This is a genomic window from Myxacorys sp. (assembly GCF_059501405.1).
In genome coordinates this window covers 37,807-60,398 of the sequence record NZ_JCACCM010000024.1, presented here as the reverse complement: position 1 = coordinate 60,398, position 22,592 = coordinate 37,807, and the positions used below count along the sequence as shown (strand labels likewise).

Sequence of the window (22,592 nt, the reverse complement as noted above, 5' to 3'; positions counted from 1 at the left end):
GTGAATTCACCGTCCTCACTAGCTTTCCAGCTTCTTAGTTTTGTCAGTCAAGCAGGAAGTCTATCTCATGTTGCTCTCTACTAAGCTATTGTTCTTCAAAACGAAGACTTGAAAAGATATCGATAACTCCATGCGATTGCTTACAGCAACCTTCTCCTCACTAGGCTGCACAGATGCCATAGCGGGGAAGCAAATCGTGCAACACAAATAACCGATGTGCTTGTAAGGCATCGTGAAAATATTTCCAATCGCTGGCGAGAAACTGTTCCCGGTAGGGAAACACTTCATCGCCGCGATCGCGTTCTCGCTCTGTGCCCAACGCCAAAAACTTCCACGATAATTTGCCCTTTGGAATATAGTCCACAACGGCACGACCAAAACTGAACTTACCATCTGCGATCGCAGCTAACCAGAGCCGATGTCGAATTTTTCGATCGGGATAGGTTAGCGTTTCAAAGAGTGTTGCAATCAGCTGTCGGTCTAGAGGAGGTAAACCGGGCACGATCGCATCCGGATTCTTCAATCGATAGCGCTGCATAGCTTGGCACATGTAATCTGCCGCTTCTAAAAAGTCCTTCGGGTTATCTCGCCAGATTTTTTCTCCTCGTCCATTGGTGTATCCCCATCGCAAATAGGGCTTATCGGGCTGGCTCAACACGGCTCCGTGTCCGAGCGGCATTGCCTCACTCATAAAATAGCCCGTCATTCGCTCCCTGAACTTGCAGTCGGGGACTCCCCATTCATCGACTAAACGAGTGGCTTCATTAACGCGATCGCGAATGCCTGCAAATCCTTGATGTGCCCACGTATCGGCATAAACGTGCATTGTGATGCCTAGGCGGTGCAACCCGTAAGGCGTATCTTGACGAAGAATGCATTCGCGCACCATCTGTTGAGCCACATCACTATTGGGACGACAAATGAGCTTATCGACAAATTTACCGTCTGGCTCTTTTCCCGCAGGCAAGCCGCCGTTACCGGGCAGAAAATGAAACGGAATCCAAACATAATGATTGGCAAGTTCTCGAAAGTTGCGGTAGTCCAACATTTTGTGCGCCGAACTGATGCGCTCAAACAATGCGCCATTATCAAACCTCACCAATCCACCGTTTACCGCATCGTCCACATACTGAGCGCAATATGCGATCGTACTAGCTTGCTGATGCTCAAATCCTGCAAGTCGTGCCACTGTGTAAGTCACGCCATGATGAAAATCGATCTGCATGTTGGCTCCTGTTCTCCCCCCCATGTCTATATACCTCAATCCGACAAGTCAGGCACTCTTGATTAGAAATTACGAATGATCAGGTAATTGCAGTACCCTGGAATATTGATCACCCACATTCCTAGAATCATGCGAGTCTTCGTACTGCTATTTAACGCCCGAACGGAAAACGAAGGAATTCACACGATTAGCGTTGGCGATCGTAACTTGGTGTTGATGTTTGAAGAGGAAGACGATGCGACGCGGTATGCGTTGCTGCTCGAAGCGCAAGATTTTCCTACTCCGGCGGTCGAAACGCTTGACCAAGAAGAAGTTGAGGATTTTTGCGAAGGGGCAGGCTATGACTGTTACTTAATTCCTCAAAACTTTGTGCCACAGAACGACTTCGAGCGCTTGCTATTAGCGCCTCCTGAGAAAAATTTAGATCAAGTCGATTGGTCAGCCGACGAAAAACCAGCTCCGCAAGCGGAAGAATCAGATATGTCGAATGCAGATTTGGATCGGATACGGCGACAGTTAGAAGGGCTGTTGTGAGAGATGAAAGAAGAACAGACATTGAGGTAGCACTACAGAACGCAGAATTATGACAACACCCGCTCATCCCTCCGATCAACGCGGACATTTGCTCACCGAACAAGTCAACCCTGAAAGCGCGAATCTCGATCAGCTTTCATCACTTGAAATTGTCGATGTGTTTAACCGGGAAGACGCCAAGACCATTAGCGCGATCAGATCCGTTCGCCATGAGTTGGCAGACGCGATCGATCGAACCGCTGAGAATCTTCGTCAGGGAGGACGGCTCTTTTATGTAGGCGCGGGCACAAGCGGGCGGTTGGGTGTATTAGATGCGGCTGAATGTCCTCCCACCTTCTGCACGCCACCAGAAATGGTGCAGGGAATCATTGCGGGTGGGTCGGAGGCATTAGTTCGCAGTTCAGAAGGATTGGAAGATCGATCGGACGATGGAGCGAGTGCGATCGCAGAGCGTAATATTACCTCGTTAGATATAGTGGTAGGCATTGCAGCGGGCGGGACTACGCCCTATGTGCATGGAGCCTTAGCCGAGGGCAAAAGACGCGGCGCGACGACAGTTTTTATCGCTTGCGTCCCGAAAGAACAGGTGGCAATCAATGTAGATATCGACATCCGGCTGTTAGTCGGACCTGAAGTGCTAGCAGGCTCAACGCGCCTAAAAGCAGGAACCGTGACCAAACTTGCCTTAAATATTCTGTCTACCGGAACAATGGTTCGCTTAGGCAAGGTGTATGGCAATCGCATGATCGATGTGGCAGTGACAAATACAAAACTCCACGATCGCGCCTTGAGAATCCTGTGCGATCTGACCGATTTGAGCCGGGAACAGGCAGACGACTTGTTAACCAAGAGTAATTTCTCGGTCAAACGCGCCTTGCTGATGCAGTGGACAGGGTTAAGTGTAGACGAGAGCGATCGCTTGTTAGCTCAGCATCAAGGAAACTTGCGGCACGCTAAACAGGCGCTGTAGCAATAGTTAGAGCATTAACTACTCTCGGTGTCCGTCGGGATAGGTAGTGAACGCATCGACGATCGCTCCATCTAACTCCGCACCAGACGCCCGAAATAATGTTGCACCCGATAGATTAGCGCCAGATAAGTTCGCTTGCCGTAGATCCACACGACTAAGATTAGCGCGACACAACTTTGCCTGTCTTAAATCTGCGCAGTAGAGATTAGCTCCGCTGAGATCAGCGTCTGATAAATCGGCTCCCTGCAAGTTGGCAAAACTTAAATCGGCTCTCACTAGCCGTCCACATTGAAGGTTGGCATTTAATAGATTGGCTTGATTGAGCCGGGCATTGCTCAACTCAATTTGCTGAAGCTGCGATCGCGGCATCGTTGCTTGACTAAGATTCGCGTAGGGTAAATAAGCTTTTTGCAAGGTGCTGTCGCTAAAATTAATCCCTTGTAACGATGCCTCAAATAGGTTTGCGTCATCTAAGCTTATTGTTTCAAAGTCTCGCTCTCCCTCAGCATATCGGGAAAACAGTTCCTGAATCTCTAACCTTTTCATTACGATCGCTAGACTAGACAGCTACAGTTCTTTGTAGAAATGTAAAAACAGAGGAGATACAGCTTCGTATTCCTTAACTTTTTTTAGGCTTTTATACTTATTACAATCATAGACAGAAGCCTGCGATTTCGATTAGCTGTATCTTGAATTACCTATCCTCCCCAAACTCATTATTTTTTAGTCCCCATTTTTTATGTCAATCGCACAGCACTATCACGAACGCACTAAGTACGACCCGAAAACGATCCACGCTAAAAGCCATGCCCTCAATTGGGAAGAACAACCGATCTTATTCAAAACCTACCCGGTAGGAACCTCATTTGACCTCAAGCCCGCTCTAGAAGACTCTTCTGTAGAGGCTGGATCGTGGTGGAAACGGCTCTCGAAGTTGCTCTACTGCACGTATGGTTTAACGGGAATGATTCCGACTTTAGGAGAACCGCACTACCTGCGATCGTCTCCCTCTGCTGGCGGCCTCTATCCCGCCGAACTTTACCTTATTTCTCGCGGTACTCCCCGCCTTCCGTCGGGGCTATACCACTACCAGTCCAAAACACACTCTCTGATCCATTTCTGGGAAAACGATGTTTGGACAGCGCTCCAATCTGCCTGCTTTTGGAATCCGGTTTTAGCCGGGACTCAGCTGGCGTTAGTCGCAACTGCCGTTTTCTTTCGCTCAGCATGGCGCTATCAGGATCGAGCATACCGCCGCATTTTTCTAGATACGGGACATTTGCTTGGAAATTTGGAACTGGCGTGTGCGGCAAATGATTACCGTCCCCACTTGATTGGTGGATTTGCTGATGAAGCGGTGAACCAATTGTTGTACCTCGACGCGGATCAAGAAGGCGCGATCGCAGTAGTTCCCTTGGCAGATCGATTAGAGATTGGGGAAAACCTTTCCCTCACCCGCACAGCACTCCCGGCTGCCACACAACGAGAGTTTCCTCATCTCGAAGATGGTCAGCTTCTGAACTACTTTCATCAAGCGACTCAAATTGAGTTTAATGCCAATACTAAAATTGATTGGGCATCCACCGATGCCACCGATGCCTCTGTAGTCGGCAGTGACGACTCTGACGAGACTACATCGCATCGCGCGGATAAATACAACATTCCGTTCTGTCTTAAAGTTCCAACCTTGACCTCACCTGTGGACTGGGACGCTAATCTCGACGGTTTAGAGCAGACCATGATTAATCGTCGATCGACTCGTGCTTATACTGGCGAACCCTTGACTCTGGACGAACTCAAAGCACTCCTCGATTTTACCTATCAGCCTCAACATTACATTGATCAAGATCTAGACGGTTCCCCTGATTATTTCGATCTAGAGTTGGTCGAGACTTTCGTTGCCGTTTCGGGTGTCACTGGGCTTGAAGAAGGCTGTTATTACTACGCTCCCAAGGCTCAAGAATTGCGCCAAATTCGCTTTAAAAACTTTCGCTCTGAACTGCATTATCTCTGTTTGGGGCAAGACTTGGGACGCGATGCGGCGGCAGTGATGTTTCATACCGCAGATTTAGAAAAAGCTGTTAGTAAGTATGGCGATCGCGCGTATCGTTATTTGCACATGGACGCTGGACACTTAGGACAGCGCTTAAATTTAGCGGCGGTTTATCTTGATCTGGGCGTGAGCGGTATTGGTGGCTTCTTCGATGATCAGGTGAATGAAGTGTTGGGTATTCCGTCTGACGAAGCGGTTCTCTACATCACAACCTTGGGACGACCGAGAAGATGATCGCAGAAAATTCTATTTCTATCGATATAGCTCGTTAAAACCAGTTCTATTTCTGCAACTCTATCTAAAGATATAGTTATTTCAATTCCTGCCATTTTGTGATTCGGATCACAGGGTTGTGTGATCCGAATCACTAAAGGTATCATTAACCACAGACATACTGTAGAAGACTCAACTTTAGCCGAGTCATCAACAGGGAACACACGACTGGCCGACAGATTTCTCGGGAAGACTGTCGGTTTTTTGTATCTGTGTACAGTGACTAATTAGTGACTAATTAAATGTCGTCGGTGACGAAGAGAATCTAATGAATTTTAGGGCACTCATTTTCCCTGTACTGCCAGATCGAGGATGAGCGATCGCAGTTTTGCGATACCGTTAGCTGCTTGGGCAATGGTGGCGAAATGTTCTAAAAACGTTTTGAAGTCCAACGTTCTGAAATCCAACGTTGTGAAACCCATTGTGCTTATCCATTGTGCTTATTTATCTCGTGCAGACCAAACACCCGATATTAACAGGAACATTCCCCCTGCAAAGATAGCGATCGCAAACCCTGCCGGAATTACATTCATCCAATCAATTGTTTCCATTAAATGTGCCTCTCTTCCTGATTTATCAATGAACAATCGATGAATGTCATCTAGTCCGTGACCTTTCCTCTCATGGCTTTAATCTGTCCGCGTTTGCTTTTACTATCGAGCCGCTTTCTCTGAGAGCTACGAGTTGGTTTACTGGGTCTACGGGGCTTGGGTAATACGATCGCACTTCTAATCAAGTCTTTTAGTCGTTGCAAGGCTTCTTCTCGGTTCTGCTCTTGGCTGCGGTGTTCTTGAGCCTTGATGACAATCACCCCTTCTTTCGTAATGCGCTGGTCGCTTAATGCTAACAGCCGCTCTTTGTAGCGATCGGGCAGTGAGGATGCTGCGATATCGAAGCGCAAGTGGATGGCGCTTGCTACTTTGTTTACGTTTTGCCCGCCTGCTCCTTGGGAGCGGATCGCACTCATCTCAATCTCATGCTCTGGGATACTCACGGTGTTAGAAATTTGCAGCATGGTTTATTTGTTCAACATAAGCAATGCACCGTTCTCAGAGATAGGTTGTTGCTAGTTCGTTGGATTGTGACAGTTCCAGCATAAAGTAGCAGGTTCATCGTTGGTTCCCTCTTGGGCTGCAATTGAGGAAGAATTGCTTGAGAAGTAAAAAGCTTGGCGATTCGACTTCAGAGGCTGGTCGTTGACGCTCAAAACGCGAAGGTTGGAGGAATTTGCTCGACGTTCCGGGTTCTGAACTTCATGTTTGAAGTAAAAAGCCTGAAATTCCGAGTTCAGAAGGCGGAGTTCCAGGTTCAGAAGGCGGAGTTCCGAGTTCAGAAGGTGGAGTTTCAGGTTCAGAAGGCGGAGTTCCAGGTTCGGAGGGCAAAGTTCCGGGTTCGGAGGGCAAAGTTCCAGGTTCAGAAGGCGGAGTATGAAGAGTTGAGCTTGAAAGTAGAAACTTTGAAGCTCACAAGCAAAATTTTTAGCGCAAGTAGAGGTTAGTTCAGTTCACAATCTTCCCTATATGAAAGTTCGGGCTAGTCGCTCACCTTGGCTGAAACGATTTAAATTCTGAGGTCGATCGTCTTTAGTGGCTCGATCGCGATGTTTTTAGTTGCGATCATCCGAAATTTCTGTGAGTAACAGTGAATTCTATGGAAACCATCTTCCGAATACTGCACTGGAAATCCTCACATGAACACCTACGAGCAAATCAAGAACTCGCAGTTCCTCCGTATTCTGTTCATTACATTTCTCATTCTGTTACTACAAATCCCGACGGTGATGCTCCAGAATTTGGTCAGCGATCGCCAGAATTTACGTCAAGAAGCGATCGCTGGCATCACCGGAAATTGGGGGCGATCACAGTCGATTCTTGGCCCCCGCCTCTACGTCCCCTACATCAAGCGCTTTCAAGCTGGGAAAGAAGAAAAAGCCGAAGTCAAATACGGCACATTCCTACCCGATGATTTGCAAATCACGGGCAATCTCGATTCAGATGTACGCTACCGAGGCATTTTTGAAGTTCCCGTCTATAGAACCAAGCTCGACATTCGCGGTCGCTTCGATCGTCCAGACTTCACCAGTTGGGGTACTCGCTCAGAAGACATCTTGTGGGATCGCGCCGAACTCAGTTTGCAAGTCTCCGATGCTCACGCGATTCAAAACCAGGCGGCGCTCAACTGGAATCAAAAATCTATTCCCTTCACCGCTGGGCAAAGCAAGTACGGCGACAGCGACCAAGGCATTCACGCAGTCTTAAAAGACCAGATGAAAGGAGAGACCTTTACCTTCTCTATTCCGCTCACAGTGAACGGCAGCGAGAAAATCGCCTTCGCCCCCTTTGGGAAAGTCACCAAAGTTAGCCTCGCCTCCAACTGGACAAACCCTAGTTTCCAAGGTGTCTGGTTGCCCGACCAGCGCGAAGTCAACCAAAAAGGATTCAATGCCACCTGGAATATTCCCTCTCTTGGCCGCAACTACCCGCAGCAATGGAATAACGAATCACCCACCAACCTGGGAATGATTCAAGCCTCGCTCTTTGGCGTCGATCTGATTTCGCCCGTTGATAATTACCGAATGAGCGATCGCAGCATCAAATACAACTTTCTATTCCTAGTGCTGACCTTTGCCGTGTTTTGGCTGTTTGAAACCGCGACTCGACTGCGCGTTCATCCATTGCAATATCTGCTCGTCGGTGTGGCAATGTCGATGTTTTATCTCCTGCAACTCGCCCTTTCTGAGCACTTAGGATTCAAAACCGCTTATCTTATTTCCACTGTTGCAGTCGTCGTCTTGATCACGGCATACTCGGTCGCCGTCCTTCGAGCCAGAAAACGAGGCGCGATCGTAGGCATTATGCAGATTGCGCTCTACAGCTATCTCTACATCGTGTTAGCCAATCAGGACTACTCATTACTCATGGGGTCGATCGGGCTATTTGTATTCTTAGCCATCATCATGTACTTCACTCGCCGCATGGATTGGTTAGAACCACCCACCCCCAGACGGCTAGAACCAACGACCCCAGGCGGAGCACCCTCTGAAATCGATTAGCATGAAGGAGCGCTGTGAAGTTGAAGCGATGCCTGAGCTGCAAAGGAGCGCCTCAACTTCTAATCTCTCCCCTCATCTTGAACCTCATCCATGGCTCCTGAACTGACTGTCCCCCAATCTGATCTTGAAACTTGCGCTCAGAAATTAGGACTGAATCAGATTCAGCGTCATCTCTTTATCTGTGCTGACCAAACAAAAGCAATTTGTTGCGACAAAGCAACTGGATTAGCCGCCTGGGACTATCTCAAAAAACGGCTCAAAGAATTGAAGCTCGACCAGCCCACTCCTAGTGGTTCGGCAGGCGACGCCCCTGCAAGCTGCATCTTCCGAACGAAAGCGAACTGTCTTCGCGTGTGTCAGCAAGGGCCGATTTTAGTCGTCTATCCCGATGGAGTTTGGTACCATTCTGTCACTCCAGAGGTGATCGAACGCATTATTCAAGAACATTTAATTGGCAATCAGATTGTCCACGAATATGTCTTTTTGACTCATCCACTCGCACCTATTTCAAGCAATTCTATAACCACATCAACCTCGTGATTTTTCTAACTAAAATTCAATTCTGATTTTTGTACTGTTGATAGAAGTAAATTTGCGCAGCATTCTATTTCAGTTACTCAAAGACCCATCAGCTAAACGCTGCCTCACCTTACTAACGACTCGATTTGAGCAAAAGATCATTTTCTGAATGCAGTACATTTTTTTGTCTGAGCGATTCTCTTACAGGAGTATAAATCATAGACCAAAGAAGTCTGATTGCTTGGCTGGTCGTATATAATGTCACGAGACCTATAGCCAAAATTCTGAATCTTTACTAATATCGGGAGCAATTTAGTTTTTAATGGTTACGAGATCGTCCACAATAACACGTGTCCATCTCTCGAAGTTGGCTTCAATTCCAATTCAATTTGTAAACGTTATTCAGATTCGGCAGAGCGAGTAGCACAGCATGAAGGAAACTAGCGCAGGGAATCACAGACGGTTGCTGCTGATTGACGACGATCCGAACCTTATTTTGCTAGTCAAAGACTATCTAGAGTTCCGTGGGTACGAAGTTGTCACCGCAGAAAATGGGCGTGAAGCCCTAGAGGTGTTGGAGAGTGAAACTCCAGACATGATCATCTGCGACGTGATGATGCCAGAAATGGATGGCTACCAACTCGTCAGCACGATTCGCCAAGATCCAAAAACCAGTTGGATTCCAGTCTTGTTTCTCTCCGCTAAGGGGCAAAGTCAAGATCGCGTTAAGGGATTAAACATCGGTGCAGATGTTTACATGGTCAAGCCGTTTGAGCCAGAAGAATTAGTGGCTCAGGTCGAATCCTCTCTGAAGCAAGCCTCTCGTCTGATTCAGCACAAGGATGCTAAGGGTGGTGAGAACGCGCCCAAAATTCAGGTGCCGTTCGATGTCGAACTGACGCCGACTGAGTTGCGCGTGGTTCAGTTTGTGGCGCGCGGCATGGCAAACCGGGAAATCGCTGAGGAACTCAACGTAAGTCAACGCACGATCGAGAGCCACGTGAGTAATATGTTGGGGAAAACCGGGTTACACAACCGCACCGAATTAGCGCGTTGGGCGATTGAAAACAGCATGGCGTGAGCTTGCCGAGCTAGACTGTCGATCTGAACTTTTTTAAGGTAGGGACGTTACCCATAACGTCCCTATGTTTGTTTTCAACGGGGGACTTGTTGCGCCACTTTCTGAACTTGTTCGTTGAAGTAATCCGTTCGATAATTTAACTGCTTTGAGACTTCTAACCCTTGTCTAAAGGCGGCTAACGCTTCTGGATACGCTTTTTGAGCAAGGCGGATTTGCCCAACCTGATCTAATGCATCCATTGCGCCGTAAGCGTTATAGGCTTGTTGTTCGGCTTGAGCAAGATAGTCATACACTTGCAGGGCTGAGTCCAAGCGATCGTTGGCTCGGTACAGCTTGCCTAGCTTTTGCAACGCATCGGTCGCATAGGCGACCTGAAGAAACGGCTGGGCTAACTCAAACGCTTCTCGGTACTGCTGTTCGGCAAGATCTAACCGACCGCTTGCCGCGTAGTTATCTGCAAGTTTAATCTTTAGGGCTGGAATGTACTGCGCCTGTTCATTTTGTTGATACAAATCGAGCAACTGCTGCTGATAGGTTGCCGCTTGCGCGGGTTGTTTAGCTTGTTCATGTACATAGGCAAGCTGAATCAGATTCACAAACACGCTTTGCTGATCGGTTCTGGCTTTTGCCAAGTTCAGCAACTCGGTGTACGTTGCGATCGCTTTCGGATAATCGAACCAACTGAGATGCAGTTGTCCAATCGTGGTTAACAGACTCGTCTCTTGAGGCACATCATTCGCGGCTCTCGCATCTGCCAGCATTGAGTTATACACCGTCACGGCTAGTCCTGGCGATCGCACTTGCTGATAGGCCGTTCCTAATGCCGATCGCAAGGCCGTTCGATTTGCGTCCTGCACGCCACCAGAGGAACTGGCTGATCCGGCCTGAACGGGTTTTTGTGCCTCGGTTTGAATTGCCTTGAGCCGATTGGTAATGACGCGCACTTCCTCAGACAGGTTTTGCTTCCAAGCTTGATCGCCCACTCGACCCAAAGCCGTTACTTCTTCTAAAAAGCCCAACGCTCGACGCAAGCGCAATTCTCGATTCCAGATCTCAAAAGCTGCGATCGGATCGTTCAATTGCAGCTTTTCGGTCGCCTGCACATTCAATGCATCCAACGCCTGATCTAATTGCTGCCGCTCTGCCTCGCTCAAGGGACGCTTTAGCCCTCCTGGCAGGAGCGGATCGGGCACCGTTAACTCCAGTGGACTGGGGGGAAATCGATCGGGCAGCGGTTTGGCTGGGGTTGTCGGTTGAGGAGAGGGCTGAACGGCTGGAGCCTGCGCCCCACACATAACTTGCCCTGCCACAACTGAACCTCCCACTAGCAGACTCACCCAGAACCATCGACCCGATATCTGACTCATCCTAACCACCATTTCTCTAAATTCCGTCGCTTTATACTCAGAACTGAACGTGCTGTTAAAAGTTTCAAATTTGCAATTTAGCCCATTATTTTGCTCTAAAGTTGGCTCTCAACCTAAAATTTCACTCTCAAAATATAGAGTTTCACTCTCAAAATATAGAGATGCTGGCTTCTTCTTATCGAAAAGCCCACCGTTCAGCTTAAGATTTTATCTGGATCACACTGGTTCAATTCTAAGCGAGGGCACTGTGAGAGTTTTAATCGTAGGAAACGGCGGGCGAGAACATGCCCTAGCTTGGAAGTTGTTGCAATCTCCGCAAGTTCAGCAGATTATCTGTGTACCGGGCAATGGTGGAACCGCCGCTCTAGAACGGTGCCGCAATCTGCCGTTGAACGTAGACGACTTTGAAGGAATCGCTCGCTTTGCGTTTGTCAATAATGTTGGATTGATTGTGGTGGGCCCGGAAGTTCCGCTTGCGATGGGGATTACAGACTATCTCCAAGCCAAAGAACTGAATGTGTTTGGTCCCACTCGCGAAGGCGCTCAGATTGAATCCAGCAAAGCCTGGGCAAAAGCCCTCATGGAAGATGCCGAAATTCCGACCGCTAAGGCCGCCGTGTTTGCAGACGAAGCGGCAGCGAAGGCTTACGTCCGCTCTGAGGGTGTCCCGATCGTCATTAAAGCCGATGGGTTGGCAGCAGGAAAAGGCGTCACGGTGGCTGAAACGGTGGAGAGTGCTGACAGCGCGATCGCAGCGTGCTTTCAGGGACAGTTTGGGAGCGCAGGCAGTCAAGTTGTGATCGAAGAATGCCTTAGCGGACAAGAAGTTTCGATTCTTGCCGTTACCGACGGTCTCACCATTCGTCCCCTCCTCCCCGCTCAAGACCATAAACGCATCGGTGAGGGAGATACGGGAGAGAATACCGGCGGCATGGGAGCTTATGCGCCTGCGCCCGTCGTCACCCCCCAACTGATGGAGCAAATTCAAAATCATGTATTAGAGCCTGCGATCGCGGCCTTGCGGAGCCGCAATATCGACTACCGTGGCGTCCTCTATGCGGGTCTGATGGTCACACCCGCAGGCGAACCGAAAGTGATTGAGTTTAACTGCCGCTTTGGAGATCCAGAAACGCAAGCAATTCTTCCGCTCCTCGACACGCCCCTGGAAAAGCTCTTGCTGGCTTGCGCCACCCAAACTCTAGAATCATTTCCTGCCATCGAATGGAAAGCGGGTGCATCTGCTTGTGTCGTGGTGGCGGCTGAAGGCTATCCTGGCAACTACCCGAAGAAACTAGAAATCACGGGCATCGATCAAGCCGAAACTGATGAAGTTGTTGTGTTTCATGCCGGAACCCAACTCCGAAACCAAAAACTAATCACCGATGGCGGGCGAGTGTTGGGAGTCACGGCGATCGGTGAAACCTTTGACCAAGCCATTGAACGGGCGTATGCGGCAGTTCAGTCGATTCACTTTGAGAGCATGTACTACCGCCGTGATATTGGGCATCGGGTCAGAACCGTTGGCTCTAGCTCAAATTAGCTTCTAAAATTAGCCTAAGATATAGGAAAATGAGCAGCGAACTCAGGTTCGGTGTGTCTTGATCCCCCATCTCTTAGAGCCTTGGTTTCTCTCATCAAAATGATTCGGGATATTCTCACTCGCTGGTGGGCAAGGTTTAGCCTTCAGACCAAACTGATGGCAGCCGCAACGCTGGTGGTGTCAATTATTATGAGCGGGTTGACGTTTTGGGCAGTCAACACCATTCAAGCGGATGCCCGTGCGAACGATACCCGCTTTGGTAGCGATTTAGGACTTTTGCTGGCAGCCAACGTTGCGCCGCTAGTCGGAGAGGACAATCGCACAGAGTTAGCCCGCTTTTCTCATCGGTTCTACAGCAGCACCTCCAGCGTGCGCTACATGCTCTATGCCGATGCCGATGGCAACATTTTTTTTGGCATTCCCTTTTCCGATTCGGAAGTTCAAAACTCGCTGACGATTCGGAGACGGATTCAGCTTCCAGAGAATTTTGCGGAACACTCGGATTTACCGATGGTGCGGCAGCACTTGACCCCCGATGGTGAAGTGACGGATGTGTTTGTGCCTCTGGTCTATGAAGGCAACTATCTCGGCGTTCTCGCGATCGGAACTAACCCCAATCCCACCGTAGCCGCATCATCCCATCTGACGCGAGATGTCACGGTTGCCGTGTTTGTTTCCATCTGGGTGATGGTCATTCTAGGGGCAGTGTTTAACGCGCTGCAAATCACGAAACCGATTCAAGAATTGGTGGTGGGCGTTCGCAATATTGCTAAAGGCAACTTCAAGCAGCGAGTCGATTTGCCCGTCGGGGCAGGGGTCGAACTGAGTGAACTAATTGCCAGTTTCAATGACATGGCAGAGCGGTTAGAGCGCTACGAAGAGCAAAACATCGAGGAATTGACCGCCGAGAAAGCCAAACTGGAGACACTGGTTTCTACGATCGCAGATGGAGCTATTCTGCTCGATACCAATCTTCAGATTGTTCTGGTCAATCCTACGGCCCGTCATATCTTTGGGTGGGACAACAAAGCGATCGAAGAAGAAAATGCCCTCTACTGCTTACCTGTTCCGGTTCAAATCGAACTGACTCGCCCACTCTACCAAATGGCAAAAGGCGAACTCCGCGAAGAGGCCGAATTTCGCATCACGCTAACCGAACCGAGCAATCGGACTCTGCGAATTCTGCTGAATGCAGTTGCTGATCCAGTGAGAGAGAATGTCAAAGGAGTGGCCGTCACCATTCAAGACATTACGCGCGAAGCAGAACTGAACGAAGCGAAAAGTCAGTTCATCAGCAATGTGTCTCACGAGTTACGGACGCCTCTTTTTAACATCAAATCGTTTATCGAAACCCTCCACGAGTACGGCGAGGAACTGAGCGAATCCGAAAAGCACGAATTTTTAGAAACCGCAAACCGAGAGACAGATCGACTGACTCGATTGGTGAACGATGTCCTCGATCTGTCGCGCCTAGAATCCTGCAAGATTTACACGTTTGAAGCTGTAGATTTGCTGCAACCGATCGAGCAGACCCTTCGCACATATCAACTGAATGCAAAAGACAAGGGAATTGAGTTGCTTCAGGACGTTCAGCCTGATTTACCTGCGGTATACGGCCACTACGATCTATTGCTTCAGGTCTTCACAAATCTCGTTGGCAATGCTTTGAAATTTACCGAAGCAGGCGGTAAAGTTGTGCTTCGAGCCTATGCTGTCGATCAGGCTGAAGGGAACATCAACCCACAAGTTCGAGTTGAAATTTCAGATACCGGCATTGGCATTGATGCAGTGGATCAAGAAGCGATTTTCGATCGCTTTTTCCGGGTAGAAAACCGTGTCCATACGTTGGAAGGAACTGGATTAGGGCTATCGATCGTGAAAAATATTATCGATCGTCACCGCAGTCAGGTTCGCTTAACGAGTGAAGTTGGCGTTGGTACCACGTTCTGGTTTGACCTGGCTGTTTTTGAAGAAAGACCCGTTGATGCGATTCATGCCAACTCCACTCATACAGTAGATGTTGAGGCCGCTACAATCAGCCCGGTTGTTTCCTAAACCCGATCAGTTCTCCTGAATTACCTGGATATTACTCGATCTTGACAACCCTTAATGTATTGTCAGCTTCTGAAGCATAGATTCAATACGATAGAAATAGGCAATGCCAAAAGACACTGCAAAAAGTCCCTTTCAAGTTTGAATTTACGATTGCTGACTTAATTTGGCTGTGATTGAGCAAATCTTTAAAACCTCCTGCTATGGGTACTGATCAGATCATTACGATTGAGGTGCTGTAGACAGCCAGTGATGCTGCGTTGTCAGTAGAAGACAAGCCATGAACGAAACATATTCGGCAGATTTCAATTTGTGGATTGACCAAACAGCGCAGCTATTACGAGAGCGCCGTTGGCATGAACTCGACATGACGCATTTAATCGAGGAGGTTGAGGACTTGGGCAAGAGTGAACGGCGGGGGATTGCCAGTCAACTCACTCGTCTTCTACTGCATTTGCTTAAGTGGCAATACCAACCGCAGCGTCGATCAGATAGCTGGCTAGATTCCATCACAGATGCTCGCACCCAAATTGAACTTGCGATCGCGGATAGTCCCAGCCTCAAGAACTATCCTACAAAGCAACTTGAAGAGAGTTACCAACGGGCACGCCGCCAAGCTGCTAAGCAGACTAGTATCGAGTCAGGGTTCCCAGAGGCGTGTCCCTATCCCCTAGAGTTAGTATTGGATGAAGATTGGTTGCCAGATAGCAACCATCGCCTTGGGTAGACGGGCGATGGCTATGTGCCTTATCTCGGTCTTTACGCTGCCGTTCAGCCTTGTGCTGCACCCCCTCGATTAAGCTGATTGCGGACACTGGTTTGAAGCCAGTGTCCGCAATCCTTGAGAGTTCGGCAGCGCAATCGCTAGGCATTGACGCTCTGATCAAGTCAGTCGTTCGAGAAACTGTAGATCGTTTGAGTTTCTAGCACATCGCAAATTGAGGATGGCTGTTGACTGAGCGAGAACGTTTGTCGATCGAGTTGCACCTGCAATCCGGTGAGCGGATCTGACCCTGAAGAGATGAGAAACTCTAGCTTGTCGATCGCTAAGCCAGAGATGATGTTGTCGAGAACTTGAGCGATCGCGCGGGTAAACGAACTGTTGGTGCGATACCACTCGACATTCTCGAACAGCATTTGCTCAAATCCTAGATTGAAAATCAGTGTCGCTGGCCCAAAGAGCGCTGCCGCTACGGGTCGCGTCTCTTCTTGCAACATCAAATCGTAGGTCTTGGCAACGAAGCGAAGTTTATCTAGCAACTCATAGCGCTCGGTCACAGACCCCAACTCGCAAGGCAAATGAATGGCTACCGTTGCCAGATAGGTTCTAAGAAAGAGATGCCCCAGCTTTTCGGCTTTAGTGGTGAGGTAGTTCACATTATGGGACGTTGCTTCGATCAGGAGGGGAACGCGATCGACCATCTCTAACCCGTAGCCCTTCAGCCCAGCAATTTTGCGCGGATTATTGGTCACTAATCGAATCTTCTGCACCCCCAAATCATTGAGAATCTGTGCGCCCACACCGTAGTCGCGCAAATCTGCTGGAAAGCCGAGCTTCTCGTTTGCCTCTACGGTATCGAGTCCCATATCTTGCAAAGAATACGCTTTCAGTTTGTTGACCAAACCAATTCCGCGCCCCTCCTGACGCAGATAAACCACTACACCCAAGCCCGCATTTTCAATCATTTTGAGGGCGGCTTGAAGCTGCATTCGGCAATCGCAGCGCAGCGACCCCAAGGCATCGCCCGTGAGGCATTCAGAGTGGACTCGCACCATCACAAGGTGTCCCTTAAAGTCTTCGGGGTTGCCTTTGACGATCGCAACATGCTCGGAGTTATCGAGGAGATTTCGATAGCCGTAGATCTGAAATTGCCCAAACTCAGAGGGCATATCTGCTACTGTTTCTCGGCACACAAAACGCTCGTGCTGGAGCCGATAGCTGATTAAGTCCGCAATACTAATGATCTTTAGGTTGTGCGTTTGCGAGTACTTAATCAGTTCGGGTAGCCGCGCCATCGAACCGTCGGGATTTTGAATCTCGCAAATCACTCCCGCCGGATAAAGCCCTGCCAAACGCGCCAAGTCAACCGCTGCTTCGGTGTGACCTGCCCGCTTTAGCACTCCCCCTTCTCTTGCTCGAATGGGGAACACATGACCCGGACGACGCAAATCATTGGGCTGACTCATCGGGTTGAGCGTGACTTGAATGGTTCGAGCGCGATCTTCAGCAGAAATACCCGTGGTGACGCCGACGGCAGGAGACGCATCGATACTCACGGTAAACGCCGTCTGATTGCTGTCAGTGTTTTCGCGCACCATTAATGGAATGTCGAGTTCATCCAAGCGATCGCCAGTCATCGCCAGACAGATCAGTCCTCTTGCTTGGACTGCCATGAAATTGATCATGTCGGGAGTGGCAAACTGCGCGGCACAGATCACATCTCCCTCGTTTTCTCGATTTTCATCGTCAACGACGACGATCGATCGTCCCGCTTTGAGGTCCATCAAAGCATCGCCGATCGAGTCAAAAGTAAACGGCTGGCTAAAGGGGGGTTGAGACGATTTAACAGAGAAGTTCAAGGCTACTACACCGTAAAGTTTCTTGAAGCAGGCGTATGTGACGATTATAATTGTTTCGACTTTGGAGACTTAATTTATCACTGAATTGTAATTCTTTGGCGTGGAGAGCTAGGAGTAGAGCAAGCGTTTGCTGAGACGTTGCCACTAGAATTCCGTCGCTAGCGTGCCAGTCAATTCTAAGTTTCTAGTCTTTGCGTACTTTGATTCTCAAGCGCGTTGTGAAGCTAGATCGCTACCCTTCTGTGTTCTTATACTAGCGGACTGACGGCTTTATGTTGAGAGGCAGTTAAATTAGGCTTCAAGCTAAAAATCTGCTTTGACAATTGCGGGTTCAGCATTACAATGCAGCAGAATAGCGATTCCACGTCGTAAGGGTCGAGAAACATGGGTGATGTAGGGCGTATACCCGTCGGTGTGATTGGGGCATCCGGCTACGGCGGGGTGCAGTTAGTCCAGTTGTTGATGGATCACCCACAGCTAGAGTTAGCCTATTTAGGCGGTGACGCGAGTGCAGGACGAGAGTTTTCAAACCTCTACCCGCATTTATTTCATCATATTCATCAGACGATCGAACCCATTGACCTAGAGCAAATTGCTGAGCGGTGTGAGGTCGTGTTTCTCTCACTGCCAACGGGGCTTGCGTGCAAAATGGCTCCTCAGCTTCTAGAGAAAGGCTGCAAAGTGCTAGACCTTTCAGCAGACTACCGCTTCTCTGATTTGAGCGTGTATCGCCATTGGTATCGGATTGAACGAACGGATCATGATGTCGCAGAAACGGCGGTTTATGGCTTGCCCGAGTTGTATCGCGATCGCATCTCTGACGCTCAGTTAGTCGGTTGTCCTGGCTCTTACCCGACCGCGAGTTTGCTGGCGCTCTCGCCGTTGCTCAAACAAGGCTTAATCATTCCAGAAACGGCCATTATTGATGCCAAAGCCGGGGCCTCTAGCGGCGGTCGTCAACCCAAGGTGGAATTGCTTCTGGCAGAAGCAGACAATTCTCTCGGCGCTTATAATGTGACACGCCATCATCACACGCCAGAGATCGAGCAAGTCTGTAGTGATCTCGCGGGGCATGAAGTGTTGGTGCAGTTTACGCCGCATTTAGTGCCGATGGTGCGTGGAATTCTTGCCACGGTTTATGCAACCTTGCGAGACCCAGGACTGGTGCGAGAAGATTTGCTCACGATCTACACAGCGTTCTACCGCTCTTCTCCGTGGGTAAAGCTATTGCCTAGCGGGGTGTACCCTAAAACAAAGTGGGCGAACGGCACGAACCTTTGCTACATCGGCATTGAGGTTGATCCGCGAACGGCGCGGGTGATTGTGATGGCGACGATCGACAATTTGCTGAAGGGTCAGGCTGGACAAGCGATTCAATGTCTGAATCTAATGATGGGATGGGATGAAACGTTGGGGTTACCCAAGCTAAGTTTCTATCCCTAAACCATCAACGACGCTCTTGTCGGAATAAGTGAGAGTGGTCGGGGTTGTAGAGGCGCGATCGTGGCGCGAGCTTTCCTTGGAATTGTCCTTCATCGCGATTGCCGTTCTCAAATCGATACTCTGCTGGCACAGTCGGAGCCGCTAAAGCTGGACTAATCACGTACATCGTGGTGCGAATCAAGTCCTCGTTCCGAGTCACCTCTGCCATCTGATGAAGCGGCACTAACCAGATCTTCTCATCCGACCAGCCGAGTCGAAAACAGATGGCTACCGGCGTATCTGCCGCATAGTGCTGCATCAGTTTGGCTTGCGACGCTTCCACATGTCGGGCACTTAGATACAGACACAAACTTGCTTGATGGGCCGCGAGAGAGGCGAGTTCTTCAGGCTCGGGAACCTGAGTGCGTCCACTGATGCGGGTCAAAATAATGGACTGCACGAGTCCCGGAACCGTTAGTTCTACTCGTAGTCGAGCTGAGGCCAGCTGAAACGCGCTAATGCCAGGAATCACTTCAAACGGTAGGTCAGCTTCTAGGAGAGCTTGCATTTGTTCTTGCACTGCCCCATAGAGACAAGGATCGCCAGAGTGAAGCCGGATGACTGATTTTCCCGATCGCACTCGATCCATCATGATCGGCAAAATATCTTCTAGCGTTTTGTTTGCCGTCCCAATACGTTCAGCGTCCGATCGCACGCTTTGCAGAATCTGTTTGGGCACTAGCGAATCGGCAAATAAAATCACGTCGGCCTGGCTCAATAATCGCTGAGCTTTAATCGTCAGAAGTTCTGGATCGCCAGGACCTGCGCCGACAATATACACACCGGGCTTCAACCGATTCAACACTTCGCCATTATTATTTGTCATACGTACCATCGTGTGGAGTAGCAAACCTTGCTTTTTTGCTGTTATTCTTTCCGGATTTCTACCAGTGTGCGGGAAGAATAGAGTGGTAGATGCACCCTGACTTAAACCCTAGAGCAATGCTCTAGGGTTATTTCTTAGAGGTAAAAGACATTACCGAGAGAATCCGCGCTCAGAAGGAACGACATCGGGCAGCGGGCGACGCAACCGATAGAGCCAGATTAGCCCCAATGTGCCGAATGCGATCGCGCCCAAGCTCACCAACTGAGCTATTTTCAACCCGCCCAGCATCAAACTGTCGGTGCGTAAGCCTTCAATCCAAAACCGACCCGAACTGTAGCCAATTAGATAGACCAACGCCAGCGTTCCAACCTTCAGGCGAGGTTTCCCATTGAGATCCCGAATAAACAGCGTAATGAGTCCTGCAAATACCATGAGATCCCAAAGGGATTCATAGAGAAACGTAGGATGATAGTATTGCGCGTCAAGTCCAGGAGGACGGCGCTCAGGGGGAATATACAATTTCCAGGGTAAATCAGTTGGATCGCCAAACGCTTCGGAGTTGAAGAAATTGCCCCATCGCCCGATCGCCTGTCCCAAAATCAGCGAGGGAGCCACCAGATCGGCAAGTTGCCAAAACGCCACCTGCTTCAACCGGGCAAAAATTAAGGCCGCAATAATGCCTCCTAAAATGGCACCATGAATGGCAATGCCACCTTCCCAAATGGCAATAATTTTGCTGGGGTTAGCGGCATACTCCTGCCACTGAAACAACACATAGTAGAGCCTAGCGCTCGGAATGGCAGCCAAGACTAGCCAAACCGCCAAATCGCTCAGCACCTCTGGATCAACCTGCCGCTTGGCAGCCAGCCGTTGAGATAACGTAACGCCAATCAGCACAGCGGACGCAATCAGCAAGCCATACCAACGAATTACTAAAGGTCCCCATTCAACCAAAATTGAACCGGGGGATCTAAATTCAAATGCCAGAACAGAATCAGAAAGCATGAGTGACTTGTCTTGGGAGTAATGCTCTAGACTAATCGCTTGAGCATAGCTACCTTAACATCTCTGTCCTCTCAAATTCCCATCAACTCACTCCTGCCAAGCGTTGTGACTTTTGACTCAACCCCCTGCTAGGACTTGCGAAGCACAGCCTATCTCCGGTTTGGCTCAATCATAATCGTTCCGATCGAGACAGTCTGGTGCAAATTCATCGGCAAGCAAATTGTAAATTGACTGCCTTCACCTTCAATAGACTGCATTTTCACCGTTCCAGAGTGTAATTCAGCCAACTTACGCGTCAGGGCTAATCCCAGTCCAGTTCCTTCATGGCGGCGAGAGAGCGACCCATCGATCTGCTGAAAGGGTTGGAACAGAAGATGCTGCTTATCGTGAGGAATGCCAATTCCAGTATCCCAAACTGTTAGGTGCAAGCCCTCCTCATGCATCCTCACATCTAGGCCAATTTCTCCTCCATCTTCAGAGAATTTAATGGCGTTTGACAGTAAATTGAGCAGCATTTGCCGAACCCGCAATTCATCTGCCATCAAAGGTTCTAAATTAGGTTGAATCGAGTAGTTAACTGTCAAATCTCGTATCTTGGCTTGTTCATCAATGATCGCGATCGTGCTTTCGCACAACTCGCTCACAACTAGGGGAGCAATGTCTAACCGCAGCTGCCCGGCTTCCACCTTGGACAGATCCAACACGTCGTTGATTAGGCCCAGCAAATGCTGACCGCTCTGATTAATCTGATGAATATAAAGTTGCTGTTTGGGATTGAGATCGCCAAAAATTTGTTTTTGAAGAATCGAAGAGAACCCCAAAATCGAGGTCAAGGGAGTGCGGAGTTCGTGGGACATGTTTGCCAAAAAGTCAGACTTGAGCCGACTCGCCCGTTCTAACTCTAAATTCTTAGCCGCTAGTTCCGCTTCATCATTTTTCTGCTGCGTGATATCACGGGTAATGATTGAAACAGCCGTTGCTCTATTTTTTTCGTCTAAAATTGGTCCGACCGACACCAACGCTGGAAACGTATCGCCGTTTCGGCGGTTGCACGTCACTTCACCACTCCAGCCCTCGGCAATTCCTCCAGAGGTTCGCACCGCGATCGCTTGTTCGATCAGCCACTCGGTTTGCTTTCGCTCTGGAAAGAAAACCGCCGCATGAGCGCCCAATAGCATTTCTGGCTGCCAACTAAAAATTCGACCCGTGGCAGAATTAGCATAGAGAATTTTGCCGTCTAGATCGGTGATGGTGGTGCTGTCGTAGGCAGATTCTACTGCCCGCGAAAACATCTTTAATTCCTGCTCAATGTATTTGCGCTCCGTTACATCTCGACCAATGCCCATGCCGCCAATCAATTCATTATCACGGTACAGAAGCCGTCCGTTGACTTCAAGATAAAGCTCAGACCCTTCTGACGATTGCACAACGAACTCAAAATCGCGCAGTTCCCCGGTCTGGATTAGACTACTGAAGGCTTGCGCTGTTTTTTCTCGGTACGGAGGAGAGACAAACTCTAAGTAAGAACGCCCTAGCACTTCACTAGAGGAGCAGCCCAGCAACTTGAGTCCGTAGGAATTCATGTAGGTCACTGCGCCCTCTAAATCGAGGGTATAGACCATATCATTGGCGGATTCGACGTAGGCTCGAAAAAGCTCTTCCGATTGGCGCAAGCTAATTTCAACTGAACCGATCCGAAGCAATTGTTCGTGCATTTGTTGAGTAGACATCGTAACAGGTCAACCAGCCTGGTCAGCGATAAAGGACAAAAGCGAAATGATCGTCCAGCGCGTGAGGGGATGGTATTCTCCAGCGCTTGAGCCACTCCGTGTCAACGAGAACACATTCAAGGTTGTAGGCGTATTTAATAAAGCAGGATTTTGAATTTACCGAAATGCTTTAGCCGTAGATTCAAATTCGCATCTCATCCTTTTTATTGCCTTGAACTAAGTTTCTAGGCATTAACACCCTGAGTAAATTCACTTCTTAAATTATTCCGCTTTGAAACTCATCTCAGTCTCTACTAGGATAGC

20 protein-coding genes are annotated in these 22,592 nt (G+C 49.1%); 11 read left to right on the top strand and 9 right to left on the bottom strand.

What is annotated here, in order from left to right:
- Positions 1-160 precede the first annotated feature (160 nt).
- Positions 161-1,225: a DUF6765 family protein gene (locus AC5I6P_RS02585; RefSeq protein WP_495692196.1), complete on the bottom strand. Its 1,065-nt coding sequence runs from the start codon at positions 1,223-1,225 to the stop codon at positions 161-163.
- A gap of 129 nt (positions 1,226-1,354) precedes the next feature.
- Between AC5I6P_RS02585 and AC5I6P_RS02580 the strand changes: the two genes are divergently transcribed.
- Both AC5I6P_RS02580 and murQ read left to right on the top strand, forming a co-directional pair.
- Complete coding sequence (locus AC5I6P_RS02580; RefSeq protein ID WP_495692195.1) at positions 1,355-1,759, top strand: DUF3110 domain-containing protein; 405 nt, start codon at positions 1,355-1,357, stop codon at positions 1,757-1,759.
- Positions 1,760-1,808: 49 nt separating this feature from the next.
- Positions 1,809-2,729, top strand: a complete 921-nt coding sequence (gene murQ, locus AC5I6P_RS02575) for an N-acetylmuramic acid 6-phosphate etherase (protein ID WP_495692194.1) — start codon at positions 1,809-1,811, stop codon at positions 2,727-2,729.
- 18 nt (positions 2,730-2,747) lie between these two features.
- On the opposite strand, the gene AC5I6P_RS02570 is transcribed toward murQ, so the two are convergent.
- A complete protein-coding gene (locus tag AC5I6P_RS02570; RefSeq protein WP_495692193.1) occupies positions 2,748-3,275 on the bottom strand; it encodes a pentapeptide repeat-containing protein in 528 nt (175 codons plus the stop codon).
- A gap of 193 nt (positions 3,276-3,468) precedes the next feature.
- Here AC5I6P_RS02570 and AC5I6P_RS02565 point away from each other — a divergent pair, with 193 nt between their 5' ends.
- Positions 3,469-5,016, top strand: coding sequence for a SagB/ThcOx family dehydrogenase (locus AC5I6P_RS02565; protein ID WP_495692192.1), 1,548 nt, complete (start codon positions 3,469-3,471; stop codon positions 5,014-5,016).
- 323 nt (positions 5,017-5,339) lie between these two features.
- On the opposite strand, the gene AC5I6P_RS02560 is transcribed toward AC5I6P_RS02565, so the two are convergent.
- Positions 5,340-5,477 (bottom strand): hypothetical protein, encoded by a 138-nt coding sequence (locus tag AC5I6P_RS02560; RefSeq protein ID WP_495692191.1) that lies wholly within the window; start codon positions 5,475-5,477, stop codon positions 5,340-5,342.
- Positions 5,478-5,656: 179 nt separating this feature from the next.
- The gene (arfB, locus tag AC5I6P_RS02555) at positions 5,657-6,070 is read right to left on the bottom strand and encodes an alternative ribosome rescue aminoacyl-tRNA hydrolase ArfB (protein WP_495692190.1); all 414 of its coding nucleotides are present in this window, start codon (positions 6,068-6,070) and stop codon (positions 5,657-5,659) included.
- 153 nt (positions 6,071-6,223) lie between these two features.
- On the opposite strand from arfB, the gene AC5I6P_RS02550 reads away from it, so the two are divergent.
- From AC5I6P_RS02550 to AC5I6P_RS02535, 4 genes are all read left to right on the top strand, one after another.
- Positions 6,224-6,553, top strand: a complete 330-nt coding sequence (locus AC5I6P_RS02550) for a hypothetical protein (protein WP_495692189.1) — start codon at positions 6,224-6,226, stop codon at positions 6,551-6,553.
- Positions 6,554-6,745: 192 nt separating this feature from the next.
- The gene (gene creD, locus AC5I6P_RS02545; RefSeq protein WP_495692188.1) at positions 6,746-8,107 is read left to right on the top strand and encodes a cell envelope integrity protein CreD; all 1,362 of its coding nucleotides are present in this window, start codon (positions 6,746-6,748) and stop codon (positions 8,105-8,107) included.
- 90 nt (positions 8,108-8,197) lie between these two features.
- Positions 8,198-8,647, top strand: coding sequence for a (2Fe-2S) ferredoxin domain-containing protein (locus AC5I6P_RS02540; protein ID WP_495692187.1), 450 nt, complete (start codon positions 8,198-8,200; stop codon positions 8,645-8,647).
- Positions 8,648-9,056: 409 nt separating this feature from the next.
- Positions 9,057-9,707 (top strand): response regulator transcription factor, encoded by a 651-nt coding sequence (locus AC5I6P_RS02535; protein WP_495692186.1) that lies wholly within the window; start codon positions 9,057-9,059, stop codon positions 9,705-9,707.
- A gap of 74 nt (positions 9,708-9,781) precedes the next feature.
- Here the strand turns inward: AC5I6P_RS02535 and AC5I6P_RS02530 are convergent, their stop codons facing one another.
- Positions 9,782-11,074: a tetratricopeptide repeat protein gene (locus tag AC5I6P_RS02530; RefSeq protein WP_495692185.1), complete on the bottom strand. Its 1,293-nt coding sequence runs from the start codon at positions 11,072-11,074 to the stop codon at positions 9,782-9,784.
- Positions 11,075-11,321: 247 nt separating this feature from the next.
- Between AC5I6P_RS02530 and purD the strand changes: the two genes are divergently transcribed.
- From purD to AC5I6P_RS02515, 3 genes are all read left to right on the top strand, one after another.
- Positions 11,322-12,614 (top strand): phosphoribosylamine--glycine ligase, encoded by a 1,293-nt coding sequence (gene purD, locus AC5I6P_RS02525; protein ID WP_495692184.1) that lies wholly within the window; start codon positions 11,322-11,324, stop codon positions 12,612-12,614.
- Between the two features lie 81 nt (positions 12,615-12,695).
- A complete protein-coding gene (nblS, locus tag AC5I6P_RS02520) occupies positions 12,696-14,669 on the top strand; it encodes a two-component system sensor histidine kinase NblS (protein ID WP_495692183.1) in 1,974 nt (657 codons plus the stop codon).
- 277 nt (positions 14,670-14,946) lie between these two features.
- Positions 14,947-15,393: a DUF29 domain-containing protein gene (locus AC5I6P_RS02515; protein WP_495692182.1), complete on the top strand. Its 447-nt coding sequence runs from the start codon at positions 14,947-14,949 to the stop codon at positions 15,391-15,393.
- 161 nt (positions 15,394-15,554) lie between these two features.
- Here AC5I6P_RS02515 and ribBA read toward each other — a convergent pair whose 3' ends face one another.
- Complete coding sequence (gene ribBA, locus AC5I6P_RS02510; RefSeq protein WP_495692181.1) at positions 15,555-17,246, bottom strand: bifunctional 3,4-dihydroxy-2-butanone-4-phosphate synthase/GTP cyclohydrolase II; 1,692 nt, start codon at positions 17,244-17,246, stop codon at positions 15,555-15,557.
- Between the two features lie 384 nt (positions 17,247-17,630).
- Here ribBA and argC point away from each other — a divergent pair, with 384 nt between their 5' ends.
- Positions 17,631-18,689, top strand: coding sequence for an N-acetyl-gamma-glutamyl-phosphate reductase (gene argC / locus AC5I6P_RS02505; protein WP_495692180.1), 1,059 nt, complete (start codon positions 17,631-17,633; stop codon positions 18,687-18,689).
- Between the two features lie 4 nt (positions 18,690-18,693).
- Here argC and cobM read toward each other — a convergent pair whose 3' ends face one another.
- From cobM to AC5I6P_RS02490, 3 genes are all read right to left on the bottom strand, one after another.
- Positions 18,694-19,554 carry a precorrin-4 C(11)-methyltransferase gene (cobM, locus tag AC5I6P_RS02500; RefSeq protein WP_495692179.1) on the bottom strand — a complete coding sequence of 287 codons (861 nt, stop codon included), beginning with the start codon at positions 19,552-19,554 and terminating at the stop codon, positions 18,694-18,696.
- 150 nt (positions 19,555-19,704) lie between these two features.
- Complete coding sequence (gene lgt, locus AC5I6P_RS02495; RefSeq protein WP_495692178.1) at positions 19,705-20,559, bottom strand: prolipoprotein diacylglyceryl transferase; 855 nt, start codon at positions 20,557-20,559, stop codon at positions 19,705-19,707.
- A gap of 149 nt (positions 20,560-20,708) precedes the next feature.
- Positions 20,709-22,289 carry a PAS domain S-box protein gene (locus AC5I6P_RS02490; RefSeq protein WP_495692177.1) on the bottom strand — a complete coding sequence of 527 codons (1,581 nt, stop codon included), beginning with the start codon at positions 22,287-22,289 and terminating at the stop codon, positions 20,709-20,711.
- Between the last annotated feature and the right edge of the window lie 303 nt (positions 22,290-22,592).